Genomic DNA, 18,880 nt, shown 5'->3' with positions numbered 1-18,880 from the left:
GCCGCCACTCGAGGGTGAGCCTGGGGGTAGGATGTCGCTCAAGGAGGGGGCCGATCGGGGTTGGAAGGAGAGCCTTGCAGCCAGCGTTCGTGCGGCACGCGAATCGGCAACCTCAAGGCTTCGTTAAGACTTATCACCGGGTCAGGACGGGTCAAACCGACGCGCGCGCCGGCCCCGTCAAAGTCTTCTATATAAGGAGGTTCCGGTGGGTTTTCCAATGCGTAGGACCGCCGGACGAGCGGCTCTGATCGGTGTGATGCTGGGCGGCGGGCTGCTCTGCGCCGGCATCTCCCAGGCGCAGGATGCGGGGGTCCAGGGCGAGCGGGATGCGGAGCTGGCCGCCGCCGCAGGGGGCCCGGCTTCCTCGGCGCACCTGATCCCCTACGAGGCGGACAAGGCGGCGGTTGACATGCGCGAAGATGATGTCGAGGGGCAACAGCCGGCGACGGGTTCGAGGCCCGCGCCCGGCCTGGCTGCGGCGACCGGCGCCACACCGCAGCCGCATCCGGTGGTCACGGCTCAGGCCTATCCGGCTCGCAGATAATCATCAACGGCGCCGGAAAGTGTGCGTCCGCCGCGACGTTTGGGGCCGGCGGCGGACGCCAGGGATTGGACCTCCATCCAAGGCGTACAGCTTGGCCCGAGTCTCCACTGTGACCTAATCACCATGGCGTGAGGCGCGGGAGACGCACCTCGTGGCGAGCCGTCACACCGGCGAGATTGCCGGGCGCGCCGATCTTGGCTAGACGCCCTCCCGCACCTGTTCGCGCCGATCACGGGAGGGGACGCCGTGGCCACCGTTCACCCCCTCCTCGCGGTCCGCCTGCTGGACATGCGCAAGAGCTGGCGCTTCGTCCCCAGCGTCTGGGATGCGCTGATCTTCGCCCTGGTGATCGGCGGCCTCGCCCTCATCGCCATCGGCGGCCACGAGACGCTGCAGCCCCTGGCGCACAGCCCGGCCATCAGCCTCGATCCGCGCGTGCTACCCAACTATGCGCTGCGCACGACGCTGCGCATGCTGGCGGCCATCATCTGCTCCACCCTGTTCACCTTCGCCTACGGCGCGCTGGCGGTGAAGAGCCGGCGGGCCGAGCAGGTGCTGATCCCCTTGTTGGACATCCTGCAGTCGGTGCCGGTGTTCTCGTTCCTGTCCTTCACGATCACCTTCTTCCTGGCCCTGTTCCCGGGTCAGGTGTTCGGGGCCGAGCTGGCGTCGATCTTCGCCATCTTCACCGCCCAGGCGTGGAACATGACCTTCAGCTTCTACCAGTCGCTGAAGACCGTGCCGCGCGACCTCAGCGACGTGTCCGACAGCCTGAGGCTCGGGCCCTGGCGCCGGTTCTGGGTGCTGGAGGTGCCGTTCGCGGCGCCCGGCCTGATCTGGAACGCCATGATGTCCATGTCGGGCGCGTGGTTCTTCGTGGTGATCTCGGAAGCGGTGACGGTCGGCCACGTGTCCATCGCCTTACCCGGCATCGGCTCCTATGTCGGGCTGGCGATCGCGCGGCAGAACCTGGGCGCCATCGGCTGGGCCATCCTGGCCATGGGTCTGGTGATCCTGGCCTACGACCAGTTGCTGTTCCGCCCGCTGGTGGCCTGGTCGGAGAAGTTCACCGTCGAGCTGTCCTCCCGCCAGGGCGCGCCGCCGCAGTCCTGGGTATTGAACTTCATCCAGAGAGCGCAGCTCGCCCGCCGCATCTGGATGCCGTTCGCCAACGTTGCGGGAGTGCTCACCCGCGTGCATGTCGGCGGCGTCCGCCCGCCGCCGCGCCGGCTGGTCCAGGCCTGGTCGAGCCGGGGCGCGGACTATGTCTGGTACACCGTGCTGGCGCTGCTGGGTGTCTGGGCGGCGTGGAGGGTCGTGGCCTTCGTTGGCCGTGAGGTGGGTCCGGCCGAGGTGCTGGCCGTCATCGGCCTCGGCGGCCTGACCCTGGTGCGGGTGCTGGTCCTGATCGTGCTGGCGAGCCTGATCTGGGTGCCGATCGGCATCCTGGTGGGGCTCCGGCCCCGCTGGACCCAGGCGGTGCAGCCGGTGGCCCAGTTCATGGCGGCTTTTCCCAACAACCTGTTCTTCCCCGTCGTCGTGGTGGGCATCGTGCACTTCCACCTGGCTCCGGACGTGTGGCTGTCGCCGCTGATGATCCTGGGCACCCAGTGGTATATCCTGTTCAACGTCATCGCCGGCGCCAGCGCCTTCCCCAACGACCTGCGCGAAGCCGCCTCGAGCTTCGGGGTCAAGGGCTGGAGCTGGTGGCGCAAGGTGATGCTGCCGGGCATCTTCCCTTACTACGTAACCGGCGCGATCACCGCCAGCGGCGGCGCCTGGAACGCCTCAACCATCGCCGAGCTGGTCAACTGGGGCCACACCCGGCTGGTCGCCCGCGGCCTGGGCGCCTTCATCTTCCAGTCCACCGAGCGGGGAGACTTCCCCCGGGTGGTGCTGGGCACCGCGGTGATGAGCCTCTTCGTGGTGCTGTTCAACCGGGTGCTTTGGCGCCCGCTGTTCAATTACGCCGCCAAACGGTTGAGGATGGATTGAGGAGCGGGTCATGACAGACTTAGCCGTCGCCGAGGCCCCCACCGGCCGCTCGCTGCTGGAGATCAGCCACGTCCGCCAGTCCTACTCCAAGGGCTCCGGCAACGACCTGCTGGTGCTGGAGGACATCAACCTCGACCTGCGCGGGAACGAGATCGTGGGCCTGCTCGGCCGCTCGGGCTCGGGCAAGTCGTCCCTGCTGCGCATCATCGCAGGGCTCGCGCGCCCCGTGGCGGGAGAGCTGCGCTGGCGCGGCCGGCCGGTCACCGGCCCGTCCCAGGGCATCGCCATGGTGTTCCAGAGCTTCGCGCTCTTTCCCTGGCTGACGGTGCTGGAGAACGTGGAGATCGGGCTGGAGCCGCTCGGCGTGCCGGCGGCCGAACGCCGCTCGCGCTCCGTGGCGGCCATCGACCTGATCGGGCTCGACGGCTACGAGTCGGCCTATCCGCGCGAGCTCTCCGGCGGCATGCGCCAGCGGGTCGGCTTCGCCCGCGCGCTGGTGGTCCATCCCGAGCTGCTGCTGATGGACGAGCCCTTCTCCGCGCTCGACGTGCTCACCGCCGAGACCCTGCGCACCGACCTGGTGGAGCTGTGGCAGGAGAAGAAGCTCCCCCTGTCCTCCATCCTGCTGGTGACCCACAACATCGAGGAGGCGGTCCTGATGTGCGACCGCATCATCATCTTCGCCTCCAACCCTGGCCGCATCGCCCACGAGATTCGGGTCGAGCTCGCCCACCCCCGCGACCGGGGCGAGCCCGCCTTCCGCCAGCTGGTGGACGACATCTACGGCCGCATGACCAATCCCTCCGACCCCAAGCTGAAGGCCGAGCAGCCCACACCCGACAGCGCCGCCAGCCAGGGCGTCGGCATGGGGCTGGCCAGCGTCTCCACCAACCTGCTCGCCGGCCTGATGGAGGAACTGGCCAAGCCGCCCTTCAACGGCCGCGCCGACCTGCCCGAGATCGCCGACGATCTGCAGATGGAGATCGATGAGCTGTTCCCGCTGGCGGAGTCGCTGCAGCTGATGCGCTTCGCCGAGGTGGCGCACGGCGACATCACGCTCAGCGACGCCGGACGCCAGTTCGTCGATGGCGACAGCGACACCAGGAAGCGCCTGTTCGGCCGCCAGCTGGTGGCCCACGTCCCCATCGTCGCCCTGATCCGCCGGGTGCTGGACGAACGGCCCACCCACACAGCCCCTTATCGCCGCTTCTCAGAGCAGCTGGAGGACGTGATGAGCGAGGACTACGCCGACGAGACCATGGACGCGGCGATCAGCTGGGGCCGCTACGCGGAGCTGTTCTCCTATGACGAGCAATCCCGGGCCTTCAGCCTGGAAAACCCGGAGTAGGGGTTGGGTTGATCCCTTCTTCTCTCCCCATGCGTAGCGGGGGGAGGGGACCAGCCGAAGCCTGGTGAGGGGGCGTCGCCGGTTCCGGTGTACCAACCCACCGGGGACGCCCCCTCCGTCACGGCGCCATGCGCCGCGCCCATGAGCGCCTTCGCGCTCAAACCCCCGCTGCGCAGGGGAGGAGAACAGCTTCAGAACGACTTGGTGATGCCGCCGAAGACCCCGCGCCTCGCGCCGAACTGGGGCGCGCCGACGCCAACTCCGGTGCCGTCGCGGATCTCGTAGAGCTTGTCGCCGACGTTCACCACGTCCACCCGCACGTCCACGACCCCGGTCAGCGGCAAGTCGAAGTGGTGAGAGGCCGTGAGGTTGGCGGTGAGGTAGCTCGCCACGTGGTCGCCGTTGGGGATGTCGGTCCCGTCGGCGGCGGTCTGGTCGCGCCTCAGACCCGAGCCGTACAGCAGGTCGAAGCCGAACCGCGTGCCTCCGATCACCCCGTCGCGGATCAGGTAGGTGGCGCCGGCTGAGCCGGTATAGGTCTGGTCGTGGTCGAGATAGATGTAGTTCCGCGCGATATAGGCCAGCTCCGCGGGGTCGAAGCTGAATTGGCTGGAGTCGATGTCCTTGCCCTGCGCGCGCTGGTGGGTGAAGCTAAAATAGGCGCTGAGCGGGCCTTGCGTGTAGTTGGCCGTGAACTCCTGTCCGAAGATGATGCCCCGTAGATAGTTGAACGGCGTCAGGATGATGGGCGCGCCGAACTGGCCCTCGTCGATCAGGTTGTGCGACTGGCGGTAGAAGACGTCCACGCCCAGCGTCAGCCGGCGGTCCAGCAGCTTCTGTTCGCCGCCGATGTCGTAATACTGCTGCCGCTCGGCGAAGGGTGTGGTGTCCTGGGTCAGGGTCGAGGCGCCGGTGGTGTTCTGGAACTTGGACACCGTCTCGGTGCCCACCAGCTCGAACGGCGGCGGGTTGAAGTAGCGGGCGTAGCCGGCGTGCAGCGTGGTCTGCGGCGTCGGCAGCCAGACCAGGTTGACCCGCGGCGAGAGCTGCTTCTCGTCGCGGTAGCCGTTCACGTCGTCGCCGCGCAGGCCGTAGTTCAGGGTCAGCTTGGAGAGCAGCTTCCACTCGTCCTGCAGGTAGACGCTGTAGGTGTATTCCGTCTTGCCGCCGTTGTCGGCGATGAGTACCGGGGTGGTCCCCGTCGTGCCGTCGGGTAATACGGGCAGCACCTGGGAGACGGTGTCGCTCGTGCCTCGGTCACCCTGGATGATGATCCCGCCGCGCAGCGTATGGGCAGGCGTCACGCGGTAGACGCCCTCGGTCTGCACTCCCAACGCCACGTCGCGCTTGAAGGCGTTCTGGGCGATGCCGGTATACAGAAGATCGCCCACGGGCGAGGGACGGAAGTCGAGCGTGGAATAGCGGCTGAACACCGAGGTCTGCACCGTGAACGGCCCCTGGTCGTGCAGCCAGCTGCCGATGGCGAAGCCGGTGGTCTCGCGCTGGGTCTCGTTCAGAAGCGTGCTCGGATAGTCGGTGACCGAGCCGACGGCGAAACCGTTCGCCGGACCCAGGCCCGGCGTGTCGGGGATTTGGAAGCGGTCGTCGGAATAGCCGCCGATGAAGGACACCCGGTCCTGCTGGGTCAGGATGTGGTCGGCGTAGACGAAGACGTTGCCTTCATCCGCCCGGTCGTGGTCAGGAGTGGAGCTGCCGTCCGGGCTCTCGATGCCGAGCTGGGTGCGCTTGAACTCCGCGGAGACAAAGAAGTTGGTCCCACCGCCGGAGCCGCCATAGACCAGGCTCGGCTCATAGGTCCCGTGGCTGCCGCCATAGAGCGAGATCGCGCCACCGTTCTTCAGCCCGCTCTTGGTGGTCACGTCGATGATGCCGGCGGTTTCCAGCCCGTACTGGGCGGGCAGGGCGCCGGTGATCAGGCTAAGGCTGTCCACTAGACGCGGCGAGAGCGTCTGGCCGAACACACTGATGCCCTCAGGCAGGATCGTCCCGTTGATGCGGTACTGGATGCCGTTGTGGTCGTCGCGCACGTGGAACTGGCCGAAGCTGTCCTGCACCACGCCGGGCAGCTGCAGGATCACGTCGTTCAGCGGCTGGTCGTCGCCGCCGGGCAGGGCCTGGATGGCCGCATTGTTGACGGTGTAGGTCGAGGCGCCGAGGCTCGGCTCGATGGCAAGCCGCGCCGCGTTCAGCCGCTGGGCGGTGACCACCACCTCCGAGACCGCGCCCGCTGGCGGCGATGCGCCGACAGCCGCGGGGCCGGGCTTCACCTGGCTGGACTGCGGGGTGGCGGGGTCCACCTGGGCGACCGCCGTTGTGACGCACCCCAGTGCGCTCACGGCCGCGAGCAGCCCGATCTTCAGCTTCATGGACGTTCCACTTCGTAGGACAGCGCGCGTGTTACATTGTAACGCCTTCGCTGCAGACGCCGATACGGGGCTCGCATCCCCGGGTCAAGGGGGCGTACGCCGGGCTTGCGTCCCGGCTCGCACTTGCCCAGCCTAGTGGCATGGACAGCACATGCGCCCATGCCGCTGAGCCCGCGGTGAGCGAGGCCACTCTGCGCGCCTCGCTCGCTCACGGGTCGGAGATCGCAGCTCAAGAAGGCGAGAAGTGGGCCGCCTCGCGGGCGCGGGTCTACGGGCTGCTGCTGCGGGCGGGCCGGTGAAGGCCTACGACCTGATCCCGGTCTACGCCGCCGACGGGCCACCAAGCCGCCAACCGTCTAAGCCGCTGGATTTCCGGGAGGCCGTCGGGCTGGCCCTTCGCGTCCCGAGCCTGAGCGTCTGCGCCGTCTCCCGAGGCGTCGGCCAGGACCACGCCGGGTTGTTCCTGATCTGCACTACGACAACGCCGAATAGCGACCTCGATCGCGCATGCCGTAACCTCCCTCCCACCGCCCAAGGGTGGAGAAAGCGCTAGAGCCGGCTCACCAACAAAGCCATGTCGGGGCGCACCCGCTCCAGCGGGTCTTCGCCCGGTGTGCCGAGATAGACGACGCCGGCCACCTGCTCGCCAGCCCGCACGCCCATCAACGCCCTCGCGGCCGGATCGTAGGAGTACCAGTCGGTGATCCAGTTGGCGCCGTAGCCCATGGCCTCGGCCGCCAGCAGCAGGTTCATGCAGACCGCGCCGGCCGACATCTGTTGCTCCCAGACGGGCTGGCCGCCCTCGCGCGGGGTCGACACCACCGCCACGGCCACGGGCGGCGCAGACATCTTGCCGAGCGCCGCCATCGCCTTGCCCGGATTGGCCTGAGTGGCGGCGAGGTCGCGCAGGCGCTCCACCAGCCCCGTCTTGGCGGACCCTTCCATGACGATGAAGCGCCAGGGCGTCATCTTGCCGTGGTCAGGGACCCGGGCGGCTAGGCGCAGCAGGTCGTCGAGTTCGGCTGCGCCGGGTCCAGGCGCCTGGAGTGTCTGAGCCGAGGCGGAGCGGCGCTTCGCCATCAAAGCCAGGGTTTGCGACGACGGCCGGACCGGACACCGCGCGCCGAACTCAGGTGCAATCGGCACGCCTCGGTCGCTTTCAAGCAAGGTCTCGGTCGGCATCACGGCGTTCCAATAAATCGCGAGGGGGTCGCGGGCGGCTATCGGCTATAGCGCAGGGGGCGCAACCTTGCGCCGGTCGATCTGAGACGAGGTGACGATGACCGATAGCGCGTTCCCCACGCACATCGCCACTTCCTCATCAGGCGACACGGCCGACGCCTGGCTACACCCCTGCGGTTCCCCCTGGCAGTCCGAAGCGCCGGAGTGCGTCCACGACAATCCCTGGTTTGCCGCCGACGTCTATGCCGGCGTCGCGCCTACAGGCGCGGAGGCCACCTACTACGCCCTGCGCTACAAGAACGCCGCCACGGGCGTGATCCCGCTGCACGAGGACGGAACGATAACTCTTGTGGGCCAATGGCGTTTTCCGTTCGGGACCTACAGCTGGGAGCTGCCGGAAGGGGGCGCGCCCTTGCCTGAACCCGCGATCGACGGCGCCCGGCGCGAGCTGCGCGAGGAGGCGGGCCTGTCCGCCGCGCGCTTGGATCTGATCTTGACCCTGCAGCTCTCCAACGCTTCCAGCGACGAGACCGCCTACATCTATCTCGCGACAGGCCTTGGCGCCGCCGAGGTGGAGCGCGACCCCACCGAGGCGCTGTCTCTGGCTCGCGTCCCCTTCCGCCGGGCGCTCCACGCTGCAGTCGAGGGACGCGTGAAGGACTCGCTTACCGTGGCGGGACTCCTTAGGCTGTACCATATGGCGGCCGAGGGGGAACTGGAGGCGGACCTGGCTCACCTCCTGCTCGGCCGATAGCGACGGACGGACGAACATGGCCCATCAGCTGGAAGTGGTCACCCGCGAAGACCCGCCTCCCATCTGGGCGGCGCTGCGCAACCAGGCGGAGCGCGTCGCGGCGACGGAGCCCGGCCTGGCGTCCATGCTGCACGCGATAATCCTGTCGCATACCGACATCACCAGCTCGCTCGCCTACCAGATCGCCCGCAAGCTCGGGGACCAGGAGCTGCGAGCCATGAGCCTGCGCGAAATCTGCGAGGAGGCGTACGCCGCCGACTCCACCCTCATCGAGGCGGCGCGGGCCGACATGCTGGCCGTGTTCGAGCGCGACGCCGCCTGCAAGGGCTATCTGCAGCCGTTCCTGTTCTTCAAGGGCTATCAGGCGCTGCAGACCCATCGCATCGCCCACCACCTGTGGACCCAGGGTCGCGAGACCATGGCCTACCACCTGCAGAGCAAGATGTCGGAACTGTACCAGCTGGACATCCACCCCGCGGCTCGCATCGGCTCAGGCGTGTTCATCGACCACGGCACCGGCATCGTCATCGGCGAGACCGCGACAGTGGGCGACGATGTCTCCCTGCTGCATGGCGTGACGCTCGGCGGCACCGGCGCCCAGCGTGGCGACCGCCATCCCAAAATCGGCAAGGGTGTCTTGATCGGGGCCGGCGCCAAGGTGCTCGGGGCCATCAAGATTGGAGATTACGCCAAGATCGCCGCGGGTTCGGTGGTGCTGAAGCCTGTTCCCTCCCATTGCACGGCAGCTGGAGTTCCGGCCCGTCTGGTGAACTGCTCCAGCTGCGAGGAGCCGGCGCGAACCATGGACCATACCCTGGCTGAGCTGGGCGACTACGTGATCTGAGGTGCGCGTTTCAGAGCGGCGATCGGGCGGGCTTCCACCGCGGGCCAATCGGGCCTAGGACCCGGCCCCGTACCTGAAGGAGCCGGAAAGACGTGAACGACAAGGACCTCAAGCGTATCGAGGCGCACCTGAAGCGCACTTTTGCCAACACCAGCATCGGCCTGCGCCCACGGCCGAAGCAGAAGGACAGCTGCGAGGTCTATGTGGGCGAGGAGTTCGTCGGCGTCGTCTACCAGGATGAGGACGAGGACGGCTCGTTCATGTTCGAGATGGCCATCCTCGCGGAGGACCTGACCTAAGCCAGCGCATCAATGTGAGGTCAGCAGGGGACCCAGCCCAGGAACGGAGGACAGGACGTCGCGCAACAGGTCCGAGCCTGTCTTCTGCTTGACCCAGCCCATGGCGAGCGGAAGGATCTTCTGAAGGTCGGAGATCGTGACCCCCTGGCGGGTGAGCTGCTGGTTCATCGCCATGCCGTCCGACATGGCCGCTCCGCCGGCTCCGCCGGCCTTGGACACCAGGCCCGCCATCAGGCCGCCGCCCTTTCCGAGCAGCATACCGCCCTGGCGCGCCAGCTCCGCGGCGCCCGGCACAGCCTCGAACAGGGTGTTCACCTTCGCGGGGTCGCCGTGCTTGTCGATGAGAAACAGGCATCCCGCGAGTGCACTCTGCGACTGCTGGAGGCTCAGCCCGGTATGGCGGGCCGCGTGTTGGACAAGCTCTTCGATCATCACGGGTCCTCTTGAGCGCTGGCTAGACCATGGCCGCCGACCCGTCCACCCTGGCTGACCGCCCCGAAGCGGCGCCGTCCCTACCAGGGAAGCGGCTCGCCGTCATAGGCGAACAGCCGGCCCGACAGGGCGGGGCCCGCCTCGGCAATCCGCTCTCGCAGGCCCTCGGCCGACGCCGCAGGCGTGATCTGCGCCCCTGCACCGCCCATGTCGGTCTTGACCCAGCCCGGATGTAGCAATAGGAAGGTGAGGCCTTCACCCTTCAGCGCCGCCGCCAGTCCTACCCAGGCGTTGTTCAAGGCCGCCTTGGAGGCGCGGTAGGCGAACATGTCGCCGGCGTGGGTGGAGGTGGACCCGAGCGTGCTGGAGATGGCCACCATCTTCTTGTCTGCGCTCGCCTTCACGTTGGGCAGAAAGGCTTGGGCCAGTCGCACCGGCCCAAGGCTGTTCACGTTGAGCGTCTGCAGCCAGCGGTCGAAATCCAGTTCGCCCAGCACCGAACGGCCGCCGCCCACCCCAGCATTGGCGATCAGGATGTCCACAGGCAGTTCGCCCACGGCCTGGTGGAAGGCCTGTACGGAGGCCTCGTCGGCCACGTCCAGCGTATGCACCTCTACGCCCGAAATCGCCTTCAACGCCAAGGCGGCGCCTGGGTCGCGCACACCCGCGATCACCCGCGCGCCGTCGGCAGCATACTGTCGCGCGAGTTCCAGGCCGATTCCGCGGTTGGCGCCGGAGATCAGGACGGTGGTCATGGGAGAACCCTCAGGGATGTGGCGGCTCAACGCGCAGGGCGGGTGAAGGTCCATGCCGACGCGTTGGACAGCTCGGGGGCGAAGCGGTAGCCGTCGCGGTCGAAGTCCTTCAGGCCTTCGGCGCGGTCGACGCGGTGGTCGATGGCGTAGCGGGCCATGGCGCCGCGAGCACGCTTGGCGAACAGGGCGATCATGCGCACCCCGCCGTCCGCCGCCCGTTCCTTGAAGGCGCAGCTGACAAGAGGCCGTCCCAGCACCTTGGCGTCCACGGCGCCGAAATATTCCTGGCTCGCCAGGTTCACCAGGGTGGGATCGGCGTGAACCTTCAGTTCTTTGCGCAGCGTCTTTGTCACCTTCTCACGCCAGAAGGCGTAGAGGTCAGGACCCTTCGGGTTGGCCAGCTTGATCCCCATCTCCAGTCTGTAGGGCTGGATCATGTCCAGCGGCCGCAACAGACCATAAAGGCCCGAGAGGATGCGCAGCCGCTCCTGCGCCCAGTCCAGTGCGGGGCCATCCAGCTCGCGGGCCTTCAGCCCGGTATAAACGTCGCCGGCGAAGGCGAGGGCGGCCGGAACGCCCACAGCCCTGGCGCCGGCCTTGAAGGCGTGAAAACGCTCGACGTTCAGGTCGGCCAGCTTGTCGGAGATGCCCATCAGTCGCTTCAGGTCAGCGCGCCTGAGCGTACGAGCGATCCTGGCGAGCTCGGCAGTGTCCTTGGCGAACAGCGGACGGGTGGCGGGCAGGTCCGGCGGGACCGGGCTCAAGTCCAGGGTCTTGGCGGGAGAAAGCGCGATCAGCATAAGTCCATGGCTTTCCCACTACCGGAGCCGCCCATACCCATGAAGAAGGGGCTCGACGCACGCGTCGAGCCCCTCCCGAACTCCGGCCAAAATCTGACGTTTAACGGTCCTTGGCCAGCAGCGGGGTGGCGGCCAGATGCTCGCCGATGAACCACACCTGCATCTCGTGGGTGCGGATCAGGCTCGACACCAGAAGGTCGTTGGTGCCGTCGTCGCCGTACTCGGCGGCCTCGTGCGCGGCTTCGCGGATTTCCCGCAGCATGATCTCGTGAGCTTCGAGAAGCCTGGAAATCTGCGTCGCCACATCTTCCCGGCCGGAGGGCGGGCGGGGGATCTTGGTGTTCGCCGCCACATCGTGCGCCATGGCGTAGGCCAGCCCGCCGAGGGACTGGATCCGCTCGGCAATGTCGTCGACGAAACCAGCCTGCTCCTCATAGTGCTTATCGAGCAGCAGATGCAGCTGGTAGAAGGTGACGCCCGACACCTGCCAGTGGTGCTTCTTATAGAGGTCCCGGATGGTCATGGTGTCGACCAGGATCTGGTTCAGGGCGCCGACGCTCTTGGCGCGGGCGTTCTCAGCCAGGGCGATCGGCAGCTCCTTGAGGGTGCCGAAGGCCTGTATCTCGTTGGGCTGGATCTTGTAGTCGGGCTGCGCGACATCGACGGCGCCATCGGCCATGGGAAGCTCCTAAGGTGTTGAGCAGGCGTACGGACGAGCCGCAAGCCACTGGGAGATATTGCGCCGACAACGCGACGCCGACCCGGCCGGTTCCGGTCAGGACGCAAGCGCCATCGCCTCTCGAGCCTCGCCGATCCCTTGAAGCTTGGCCTGCAGCGGAGCCCAGTCGTCGTGCTCCGCAATGGCCGCCCAGAGCGCCTCGATCTGCCCGATCAGCAGCTCTTGAGGGTCTGAACGCTGGAAGTAGCGGTGCTGCAGCCGCTCCTCCTGATGGGCCTCGAAGGCTTCCAGCCCGGTGCGCAGCGCTCGGAACGCTTCGGTGTCGTAGAGGTGGGCGCGAGGCCCCCGTAGCGCCCGTGGCGCTGACGCCAGGCCGCCGAACCAGTCGAAGAAGAAGGGCTCCCAGCGCAGGGCGTCCCCGCCCTCGGCCAAGGCCTTGAAGGCGATCGCGGCCAGCACGCCGTTGTCGGGTGGCGTCAGCGGCTTCAGCCCCAGGCGGCGCACGATGGCTTCGGCCAGGTTGTCCCGGTACTGCGTTCCATAGGTGTTCAAGGCGTCCACCAGCGGCTCCTGCTCGCAGACGAGCGCCAAGCAGCCGGCCAGCTGCTGCAGGTTCCAGAACACAGCGCTCGGCTGGCGACCGAAGGCGTAGAGGCCCTGGTGGTCGAAATAGGCGGCCGTGAAGTTTGGGTCGTTCTTCGGCAGGAAGCGATAGGGGCCGTAGTCGAAGCTCTCGCCATTGATGTTCATGTTATCGGTGTTCAGCACTCCATGCACAAACCCCGCCGCCATCCAGCGGGCGCACAGGTGCGCCATGCGTGCGGTCACCGCCCGAAGCAGCGCAGGCGCCTTCTCCGCCATCTCCGCCCCGCCGACTTCGGGATAGTAGAGGCTGACAACGTGCTCCACGAGCTGGCCGACCAGCGCCGGCTTGTTGAAGAAGGCGTGGCGCTGGAAAGTGCCGAAGCGGATGTTGCTCCAGGACAGCCGCGTCAGCACCGAGGACCGGGTGGGCGACGGCTCGTCGCCGCGCTCCAGGTCTTCACCCGTCTCGAACAAGGCGAAGCTCTTGGAGGTCGGCACGCCCAGCGCCTCCAGCATCTCTGTGGCGAGCAGTTCACGCACACCGCCCTTCAGGGTCAGCCGCCCGTCTCCGAAGCGGGAGAAGGGTGTCTGGCCCGAGCCCTTGGCGCCGAGGTCCAGCAGCCGGCCGCCGGGCTCGCCGTCCTCTCGCATCTGGGCGTAGAGGAAGCCGCGGCCGTCGCCGATCTCGGCGTTGTAAACCTGGAACTGGTGGCCGTGATAGCGGGTGGCCAGCGGTGCAGGGAGGTTGCCGGGCAGCGGCTTGAAGAGGGCGAAGGCGTCGCGCCACTCCGCGTCGGTCAGGGTGTTCAGGCCGACGCGCGCGGCCGCACGGTCGTTGCGGAAGCGTGAGATCGTCTGCGGGAAGGCGGCCGGCGCCACGACCTCGGCGAACTCCGGCCCCAGCGTAGGAAACTGAGGGTCGGGAAGGTAGGCGGGCGAGACGGGCATGGTTTGCAGGTGGCCTGTCGCGCTTGGCGGGGCAAGGCTGACCTGACGCTACAATCGCTTCAGCCTCAGCATCTCCACCACCTCGCCTGAGGCGAGCGCCGGCGCACCGGCGGGGCGGCGCACCAGGGCGTCCGCGGCGGCGAAGACGCTGACCAGGGAGCTGTCCTGGTCCGGGAAGGTGTGGGCGCTGACCGATCCATCAGCCTGCGAAACGAGCCGAGCCCGCATCCAGTGCTCCCGTGGCCCCGTGGCTTCCAGCGGTTCGGCCAACCGGGCATGCTCCAGCGGGAAGGCGGGATCGACGCCCTGCCAGGCGGCCAGCAAGGGCCGTAGAAACAGCTCCGCCGCCACCAGGCCGGAGGCCGGGTTGCCTGGGAGGCCGAGCACCCGCTGGCCGTTGGGCAGGGTCCCGAACCATGTGGGTTTGCCTGGACGCAGTCTAATTGTCTCCACCAGCAGTTCCAGGCCGAGCTTCGCCAGCGCCGGCTTGACCAGGTCATAGTCGCCTACCGACGCGCCGCCGACGGTGACGATCAGCTCCGCCGCTACGCCGTCCAAGGCTGCCAGGATGGCCGCCTGGCTGTCGCGCACGGCATCAAGCGGCACAGGCCGGCCACCCCACTGGGCGATCAGAGTGGACAGGGCGGGACCGTTGGAGTCGAAGATCTGCGCATCCGAGGGATCCGCGGCGCCGGCTCGCACGATCTCCTCACCCGTGGACAGGATGGCGACCCGAGGCTGGGGGAAGACCAGCGCCTCGCCGCGTCCGGCCGACGCGGCCAGGGCCAGCCGCCAGGCGTCCAGCCGAACGCCCGCAGGGAGCAGGATCTCGCCCCGCCGGAAGTCGCCGCCTCTCGCCCGCACGTGGGCGCCGATCGAGGGTGGGGCGCCTTCGAACCGGACGTGGTCGCTCTCGCGGCTCGCGCGCTCCTGCACCACCACGGCGCAGCCTTCGGGCACGCTCGCGCCTGTGAACACCCGCACCGTCTCGCCCGCCCGCGGCGCGGCGCCGGCATAGGGTCGGCCAGCGGCGCTCTCACCGATCAGCTGGAACCCGGCGGTCCACACGCCCTCAAGCGGCACAGCGTAGCCGTCCATGGCGGAAGCATCGAAGGGCGGCTGGTCGCGCACCGCCGCTATGGGCTCGGCGAGCACGCGGCCGAGCGCGTGCCGATCCAGCAGGATCAGCTCCGGTACGCCGGGTGACACGGCGCCCAGCATGCGCGCCCGGGCCTCCTCCACGGGCAAGTCCCTAAGTTGCGTCATGCCGCTGATCTCCCTAGCCTTTGAAACGCGGAACGTGGCGCGGGGCGCCAACTGCGTGACGCAGCGGCCGCCAACGGCGCGTGTTCCGGCCCTGACGCTCCCTCCGACCCGCTTCGTGCGGTCTCCCTGCATACCTGTGCAGCGGAGGACAGCAGGCCCTCGCCTCACCCTCGATAGTCCCCAGACTTGCCGCCGGTCTTCTCAAGCAGGCGCACGCCCTCGATCACCATGGCCCTGTCGGCGGCCTTGAGCATGTCGTAGAGCGTCAGGCAGGCCACAGAGCAGGCGGTCAGCGCCTCCATTTCGACGCCGGTCGGACCGGTCGTGCGCACGTTTGCGGTCACCCGCAGGCCCGAACCGTCCGTCGCCTCGCCGACCGCCACCTCCACTTTGGACAGGGCGAGCGGGTGGCAGAGCGGGATCAGGTCCGAAGTTCTCTTGGCAGCCATGACACCGGCGATCTCGGCCACGGCGCGCACGTCGCCTTTCCGACCAGATCCGGTGCGAGCGAGCGCCAGGGTCGCCGGCGCCATGCGGACAAAGCCTTCGGCCACCGCCTCGCGGGCTGTGGCCGCCTTGTCCGACACGTCCACCATTCGTGCGCGGCCCTCGGCGTCGAGGTGGGTGAGGTGCGGCGTGAGGGGGCTCACCGCTCCAGTAGCCGCGACATCAGCTCCACCATGTTGCAGGGGCCATGACGGCTGTCGAGCTGGGGCGCGATCACCGACCAGCCGTCCTTCACCGCCCCGTTCGACCCCGGCAGGCAGAAGACGAAGGCGCCGCGAACTAGGCCTGCGGTGGCCCTGGACTGCAGCGTAGATAGCCCTATGGCCGCATAGCTGACCATATGGAACACCACCGAGAACCCATCCAGCCGCTTATCGAAGAGGGGTTCAAGCGCCTCGGGCGTCACGTCCCGCCCGGTGATGCCGGTGCCCCCGGTGGTGATCACCACCTCCACGCCGGCGTTGATCCAGGCGTTCACCTGGGCGCGGATGGCGTCCACGTTGTCGCGCACGATGGCGCGTCCGGCGACCTCGTGGCCCCCGCCTGCGATGCGGCCGGCCAGGAGGTCGCCGGAGGTGTCGCTCTCCTCGTCGCGGGTGTCGGAGACGGTGAGCACCGCGATCCGCACCGGCTTGAAAGGCTTGGTCTGGTCGTAGCGGCCGCCGGCGTCCTTGGGCAGGGCGGAGGGCTCGGGCGGGGGCGGGAGGTGAGCGTTCATCCAGCGTCCTCGGCGGCGGGGGCGACATCCCAAGGGACCACATCCCAGCGGGCCGCGTCGTCCAAGTCCTGGGCGGTGGGTTCGATCCACGAAGCGCCGGCCGGTCCCGAACTCCGCTTCCAGAATGGGGCGCGCGATTTCAGGTAGTCCATCAGGTGGTCCGCCGCCTCGAACGCCGCTCGGCGGTGGGCGGCGGCCGTGGCCACGAAGACGATCGGCTCGCCTGGGGCGATGGCCCCATGGCGATGCACGATCAGGCTGTCCTGCAGGGCGAAGCGGGCCTGGGCCTCGGCTTCGGTCCGGGCGATCTCGGCCTCTGTAAAGCCGGGATAGGCGTCCAGGTACAGCGTGTCGGCTGCGCCGTGCTCCGCGCGCATGAGCCCGGTGAAGCTGACGATGGCGCCGGTTTCGCTGCGGCCTGCGGTGAACCGGTCCAGCATCTCGCCGGGGCGCAACGGTGCGGTCTCAAGATGGACGCTCATCAGCCGCCGCTCATCGGAGGCAGGAAGGCCACTTCGGTCGTGGGGCCGAGCGGGGCGTCGCCGCGTGTCAGCGCCTTGTCGAGCGCCACCTGCACGCCGGGGCGCTGCAGCGCCTGGCCTAGAGTCGCGTCGTCGGCGGCCAGGCGGGCGCGAAGGCTGGAGATCGCTGTCGCCTCCACCTCGCGCTCACGCCACCCCGCGACATCGGCCAGCGCCCCGAACAGCAGCACCCGGGCCATGCTCAGCCGCCCGTGGTGGACATGTGCCGCGCCACCGCCGGCGCCGAGCCCCGGGCGATGACGAAGTCGTGGCTCTTGGGCTTGGTGGCCAGGGCGCCCAGCACCGCTTCACGCGCTGGGGCGTCGTCGTTCGGATAGGCGCGCAGCAGGCCGCGCAGGTCGGTGGCGTCGTCCTGGCCGAGGCAGGTGTGCAGCGTGCCCGTGCAGGTCACGCGGACCCGGTTGCAGGTGTCACAGAAGCTGTGGCTGAGCGGGGTGATGAAGCCCACCCGGCCGCCCGTCTCCGCCACCCGGACATAGCGGGCCGGGCCGCCGGTGACGTGGGCGTCGGGGGTAAGGGTCCAGATGGCGGCGAGGGTGTCGCGAACTTGGCCGAGGGGCACGTACTGGTCAGTGCGATCTTCTTCCATGGCTCCGAGCGGCATGGTCTCGATCAAGGTCAGCTCCAGGCCTCGCCCATGAGCCCAGGCGACCATGGCGGGGATGTCGGCCAGGTTGTCGGCCTTCAGCGCCACGGCGTTGATCTTCACCTTCAGGCCTGCTGCCTGGGCGGCGTCCAGACCGGCCATGACCCTGGCGAGATCGCCGCCGCGGGTCAGGCGGCGGTAGGTGGCGGGGTCGAGGGTGTCGAGCGAGACGTTGACCCGCCCTACGCCGCAGCGGGCGAGGTCGTCCGCCACCTCGGCCAGGCGCGTGCCGTTCGTGGTCAGGGTCAGCTCGTGCAGGGCGCCGCTGCGAAGGTGCCGCGAGAGGCTGTCCACCAGGCTGATGAACCCCCTGCGCACCAGCGGCTCGCCCCCGGTCAGGCGCAGCTTGGTCATGCCCATCGCAACCAGCAGGGTGCAGAGCCGGTCCAGCTCCTCCAGGCTCAGCACCTCGGCCCGGGGCAGGAACTGCATCCGCTCGGGCATGCAGTAGGTGCAGCGCAGGTCGCAGCGGTCGGTCACCGAGACGCGCACATAGTCGATGCGGCGGCGGTGGCCGTCCAGCAGCGGCGCAGGCGCGGGCAGGCCCTCGCCGAAGCGCAGGCCGCTTATGGGCTGATCGAGGATGTCGTAAGGTGTCATGCGTCCGCCGGCCCGGACCCCATAGATGGACATCCGTGTATGCCGGTCAAACGCGTGGATCGCCTTAACGTCCCTGAGCCGACCGGTTTCAGCGCGCTTGTCCTCGCCGGCGGCGCCGGACGGCGGTTCGGGGGCGCCAAGCTCACTACGCCCTTTCGGGGCGGCGTGCTGCTGGACGGGGCGTTGCGCGCGGCCTTCGCCGCTCCCGTTGACGAGATCATCGTGGTCACCGGTTCCGATCCCAAGGTCGCGCCGGCTGCGGAAGCATTTTCGCGAGCTCGCGGCCAGGGAGCGCGCCTCCGGACGATGCGCGCTCCGGGCTGGAGTGACGGGCTGTCGGCTTCGCTGCGGGCAGGCCTGGCCGTCGTGTCGCCCCACAGCCGGGGCGCGTTCATCTTCCTTGGCGACATGCCAAACATTCCCTCGGGGCTCGCTCAGCGGCTGGCGCACGCCCTCGACCCGGGCGTCGTCGCTGTCGCCCCTGTGCTGGAGGACGAGCCCGGTCATCCCGCCCTGCTCGGCGTCGAGCTGTTCCCGGCGGCCATGCGGCTGACGGGCGACCGCGGCGCCCGCGCTCTTATGGAGTCGCAGGGAGAACGCTTCGTCCGCCTGGCTGTGCAGGACCGCGGGGTGCTGTTCGACGTGGACACCCGTGAAGCCTTGCATGCGATCGGGACCGGCTGAGGTGGAGGTCTTCCCCGCCGCCTTTCCGCTGGCCGGCCTGACCATCGCCGTAGCCGGGGAAGGTGAGCCCGCGGACGCCAAGGCGCGCCTGTTCGAAGGCTCTCCCGCCACCCTGCGGTGCATCGCCCGGTCTGAAGCGGCCCTGCCGCAGGCCTATGCCGACGCTCGCCTGGCCTTCATCGCCGTTCCGGGCAACGAGGCCGTTCAGGCGGCGGCGGCGGCGCGCGCAGCCGGCGCCCTGGTCAACGTGGTGGACCGGCCCGAGCTCTGCGACTTCAACACCCCGGCCATCGTGGACCGGGGCGCTATCGTCGCCGCGGTCGCCACGGGCGGCGCCGCACCGCTGCTGGCCGCGGAGCTCCGGC

At 68.7% G+C, this 18,880-nt stretch carries 22 protein-coding genes; 9 read left to right on the top strand and 13 right to left on the bottom strand.

Annotation, left to right across the window (positions count from 1 at the left end):
* Nucleotides 1-217: 217 nt before the first annotated feature.
* The 3 genes from HUV06_RS00105 (at nucleotide 218) to HUV06_RS00095 (ending at nucleotide 3,887) form a co-directional block, all read left to right on the top strand.
* On the top strand, nucleotides 218-544 hold the full coding sequence (locus tag HUV06_RS00105; protein ID WP_174299232.1) for a hypothetical protein: 327 nt from the start codon (nucleotides 218-220) through the stop codon (nucleotides 542-544).
* A 246-nt stretch (nucleotides 545-790) separates the two neighbouring features.
* Nucleotides 791-2,539 carry an ABC transporter permease subunit gene (locus tag HUV06_RS00100; RefSeq protein WP_254600797.1) on the top strand — a complete coding sequence of 583 codons (1,749 nt, stop codon included), beginning with the start codon at nucleotides 791-793 and terminating at the stop codon, nucleotides 2,537-2,539.
* Between the two features lie 10 nt (nucleotides 2,540-2,549).
* On the top strand, nucleotides 2,550-3,887 hold the full coding sequence (locus HUV06_RS00095; protein WP_174299231.1) for an AAA-associated domain-containing protein: 1,338 nt from the start codon (nucleotides 2,550-2,552) through the stop codon (nucleotides 3,885-3,887).
* 191 nt (nucleotides 3,888-4,078) lie between these two features.
* Here HUV06_RS00095 and HUV06_RS00090 read toward each other — a convergent pair whose 3' ends face one another.
* A complete protein-coding gene (locus tag HUV06_RS00090; protein WP_174299230.1) occupies nucleotides 4,079-6,274 on the bottom strand; it encodes a TonB-dependent receptor in 2,196 nt (731 codons plus the stop codon).
* Nucleotides 6,275-6,450: 176 nt separating this feature from the next.
* Here HUV06_RS00090 and HUV06_RS16400 point away from each other — a divergent pair, with 176 nt between their 5' ends.
* On the top strand, nucleotides 6,451-6,573 hold the full coding sequence (locus HUV06_RS16400) for a hypothetical protein (RefSeq protein WP_256429981.1): 123 nt from the start codon (nucleotides 6,451-6,453) through the stop codon (nucleotides 6,571-6,573).
* A gap of 250 nt (nucleotides 6,574-6,823) precedes the next feature.
* On the opposite strand, the gene HUV06_RS00085 is transcribed toward HUV06_RS16400, so the two are convergent.
* Nucleotides 6,824-7,354 (bottom strand): nitroreductase, encoded by a 531-nt coding sequence (locus tag HUV06_RS00085; RefSeq protein ID WP_254600795.1) that lies wholly within the window; start codon nucleotides 7,352-7,354, stop codon nucleotides 6,824-6,826.
* 199 nt (nucleotides 7,355-7,553) lie between these two features.
* Here HUV06_RS00085 and HUV06_RS00080 point away from each other — a divergent pair, with 199 nt between their 5' ends.
* From HUV06_RS00080 to HUV06_RS00070, 3 genes are all read left to right on the top strand, one after another.
* Nucleotides 7,554-8,210 carry an NUDIX hydrolase gene (locus tag HUV06_RS00080; protein ID WP_174299228.1) on the top strand — a complete coding sequence of 219 codons (657 nt, stop codon included), beginning with the start codon at nucleotides 7,554-7,556 and terminating at the stop codon, nucleotides 8,208-8,210.
* Between the two features lie 16 nt (nucleotides 8,211-8,226).
* Nucleotides 8,227-9,054 (top strand): serine O-acetyltransferase, encoded by an 828-nt coding sequence (gene cysE / locus HUV06_RS00075; protein ID WP_174299227.1) that lies wholly within the window; start codon nucleotides 8,227-8,229, stop codon nucleotides 9,052-9,054.
* 92 nt (nucleotides 9,055-9,146) lie between these two features.
* The gene (locus HUV06_RS00070) at nucleotides 9,147-9,353 is read left to right on the top strand and encodes a DUF3126 family protein (RefSeq protein WP_174299226.1); all 207 of its coding nucleotides are present in this window, start codon (nucleotides 9,147-9,149) and stop codon (nucleotides 9,351-9,353) included.
* 9 nt (nucleotides 9,354-9,362) lie between these two features.
* Here the strand turns inward: HUV06_RS00070 and HUV06_RS00065 are convergent, their stop codons facing one another.
* The 11 genes from HUV06_RS00065 to moaA all read right to left on the bottom strand — a co-directional run bounded on the left by HUV06_RS00065 (nucleotide 9,363) and on the right by moaA (nucleotide 17,831).
* Nucleotides 9,363-9,785, bottom strand: coding sequence for a hypothetical protein (locus HUV06_RS00065; RefSeq protein ID WP_174299225.1), 423 nt, complete (start codon nucleotides 9,783-9,785; stop codon nucleotides 9,363-9,365).
* Nucleotides 9,786-9,865: 80 nt separating this feature from the next.
* Nucleotides 9,866-10,540 carry an SDR family oxidoreductase gene (locus HUV06_RS00060; protein ID WP_174299224.1) on the bottom strand — a complete coding sequence of 225 codons (675 nt, stop codon included), beginning with the start codon at nucleotides 10,538-10,540 and terminating at the stop codon, nucleotides 9,866-9,868.
* Between the two features lie 26 nt (nucleotides 10,541-10,566).
* Entirely contained in the window at nucleotides 10,567-11,340 is a 774-nt protein-coding gene (gene yaaA / locus HUV06_RS00055) for a peroxide stress protein YaaA (RefSeq protein ID WP_174299223.1), read from the bottom strand.
* Nucleotides 11,341-11,440: 100 nt separating this feature from the next.
* On the bottom strand, nucleotides 11,441-12,019 hold the full coding sequence (locus HUV06_RS00050; RefSeq protein ID WP_174299222.1) for a Dps family protein: 579 nt from the start codon (nucleotides 12,017-12,019) through the stop codon (nucleotides 11,441-11,443).
* 96 nt (nucleotides 12,020-12,115) lie between these two features.
* On the bottom strand, nucleotides 12,116-13,552 hold the full coding sequence (locus HUV06_RS00045) for a protein adenylyltransferase SelO family protein (protein ID WP_174299221.1): 1,437 nt from the start codon (nucleotides 13,550-13,552) through the stop codon (nucleotides 12,116-12,118).
* Nucleotides 13,553-13,600: 48 nt separating this feature from the next.
* Entirely contained in the window at nucleotides 13,601-14,818 is a 1,218-nt protein-coding gene (locus HUV06_RS00040; RefSeq protein WP_174299220.1) for a molybdopterin molybdotransferase MoeA, read from the bottom strand.
* Nucleotides 14,819-14,982: 164 nt separating this feature from the next.
* On the bottom strand, nucleotides 14,983-15,468 hold the full coding sequence (moaC, locus tag HUV06_RS00035) for a cyclic pyranopterin monophosphate synthase MoaC (protein WP_174299219.1): 486 nt from the start codon (nucleotides 15,466-15,468) through the stop codon (nucleotides 14,983-14,985).
* Nucleotides 15,465-16,043, bottom strand: a complete 579-nt coding sequence (gene moaB, locus HUV06_RS00030) for a molybdenum cofactor biosynthesis protein B (RefSeq protein WP_174299218.1) — start codon at nucleotides 16,041-16,043, stop codon at nucleotides 15,465-15,467. Before moaB ends, moaC begins: the two co-directional genes overlap by 4 nt.
* Nucleotides 16,040-16,525: a molybdenum cofactor biosynthesis protein MoaE gene (locus HUV06_RS00025; RefSeq protein ID WP_174299217.1), complete on the bottom strand. Its 486-nt coding sequence runs from the start codon at nucleotides 16,523-16,525 to the stop codon at nucleotides 16,040-16,042. Before HUV06_RS00025 ends, moaB begins: the two co-directional genes overlap by 4 nt.
* Nucleotides 16,525-16,764 carry a MoaD/ThiS family protein gene (locus HUV06_RS00020; protein ID WP_174299216.1) on the bottom strand — a complete coding sequence of 80 codons (240 nt, stop codon included), beginning with the start codon at nucleotides 16,762-16,764 and terminating at the stop codon, nucleotides 16,525-16,527. The genes HUV06_RS00025 and HUV06_RS00020 overlap by 1 nt, the downstream gene beginning before the upstream one ends.
* Before the next feature lie 2 nt (nucleotides 16,765-16,766).
* The gene (gene moaA, locus HUV06_RS00015) at nucleotides 16,767-17,831 is read right to left on the bottom strand and encodes a GTP 3',8-cyclase MoaA (protein WP_174299286.1); all 1,065 of its coding nucleotides are present in this window, start codon (nucleotides 17,829-17,831) and stop codon (nucleotides 16,767-16,769) included.
* Between the two features lie 39 nt (nucleotides 17,832-17,870).
* Between moaA and HUV06_RS00010 the strand changes: the two genes are divergently transcribed.
* Nucleotides 17,871-18,515, top strand: a complete 645-nt coding sequence (locus tag HUV06_RS00010) for an NTP transferase domain-containing protein (protein WP_174299215.1) — start codon at nucleotides 17,871-17,873, stop codon at nucleotides 18,513-18,515.
* On the top strand, nucleotides 18,496-18,880 hold a 385-nt coding region (locus tag HUV06_RS00005), incomplete at its 3' end, for an NAD(P)-dependent oxidoreductase (RefSeq protein WP_371810921.1). The genes HUV06_RS00010 and HUV06_RS00005, both read left to right, overlap by 20 nt.

This window comes from Caulobacter sp. S45 (assembly GCF_903642205.1).
In the GTDB taxonomy this organism is placed as follows: Bacteria; Pseudomonadota; Alphaproteobacteria; order Caulobacterales; family Caulobacteraceae; genus CAHJWH01.
The sequence above is the reverse complement of the archived record's forward strand: the minus strand, read 5'-3'. Positions and strand labels throughout refer to the sequence as shown.

Bases quoted from the DNA above. Each gene is read 5' to 3' on its own strand.
- cysE (WP_174299227.1), top strand. From the start codon at position 8,227: ATGGCCCATCAGCTGGAAGTGGTCACCCGCGAAGACCCGCCTCCCATC.
- HUV06_RS00045 (WP_174299221.1), bottom strand. From the start codon at position 13,552: ATGCCCGTCTCGCCCGCCTACCTTCCCGACCCTCAGTTTCCTACGCTG.
- HUV06_RS00025 (WP_174299217.1), bottom strand. From the start codon at position 16,525: ATGAGCGTCCATCTTGAGACCGCACCGTTGCGCCCCGGCGAGATGCTG.
- HUV06_RS00040 (WP_174299220.1), bottom strand. From the start codon at position 14,818: ATGACGCAACTTAGGGACTTGCCCGTGGAGGAGGCCCGGGCGCGCATG.
- HUV06_RS00010 (WP_174299215.1), top strand. From the start codon at position 17,871: ATGCCGGTCAAACGCGTGGATCGCCTTAACGTCCCTGAGCCGACCGGT.
- HUV06_RS00065 (WP_174299225.1), bottom strand. From the start codon at position 9,785: ATGATCGAAGAGCTTGTCCAACACGCGGCCCGCCATACCGGGCTGAGC.
- HUV06_RS00085 (WP_254600795.1), bottom strand. From the start codon at position 7,354: ATGGCGAAGCGCCGCTCCGCCTCGGCTCAGACACTCCAGGCGCCTGGA.
- HUV06_RS00095 (WP_174299231.1), top strand. From the start codon at position 2,550: ATGACAGACTTAGCCGTCGCCGAGGCCCCCACCGGCCGCTCGCTGCTG.
- moaA (WP_174299286.1), bottom strand. From the start codon at position 17,831: ATGACACCTTACGACATCCTCGATCAGCCCATAAGCGGCCTGCGCTTC.
- HUV06_RS00050 (WP_174299222.1), bottom strand. From the start codon at position 12,019: ATGGCCGATGGCGCCGTCGATGTCGCGCAGCCCGACTACAAGATCCAG.
- HUV06_RS00060 (WP_174299224.1), bottom strand. From the start codon at position 10,540: ATGACCACCGTCCTGATCTCCGGCGCCAACCGCGGAATCGGCCTGGAA.
- HUV06_RS00105 (WP_174299232.1), top strand. From the start codon at position 218: ATGCGTAGGACCGCCGGACGAGCGGCTCTGATCGGTGTGATGCTGGGC.
- HUV06_RS00090 (WP_174299230.1), bottom strand. From the start codon at position 6,274: ATGAAGCTGAAGATCGGGCTGCTCGCGGCCGTGAGCGCACTGGGGTGC.
- HUV06_RS00080 (WP_174299228.1), top strand. From the start codon at position 7,554: ATGACCGATAGCGCGTTCCCCACGCACATCGCCACTTCCTCATCAGGC.
- yaaA (WP_174299223.1), bottom strand. From the start codon at position 11,340: ATGCTGATCGCGCTTTCTCCCGCCAAGACCCTGGACTTGAGCCCGGTC.
- HUV06_RS00020 (WP_174299216.1), bottom strand. From the start codon at position 16,764: ATGGCCCGGGTGCTGCTGTTCGGGGCGCTGGCCGATGTCGCGGGGTGG.
- moaB (WP_174299218.1), bottom strand. From the start codon at position 16,043: ATGAACGCTCACCTCCCGCCCCCGCCCGAGCCCTCCGCCCTGCCCAAG.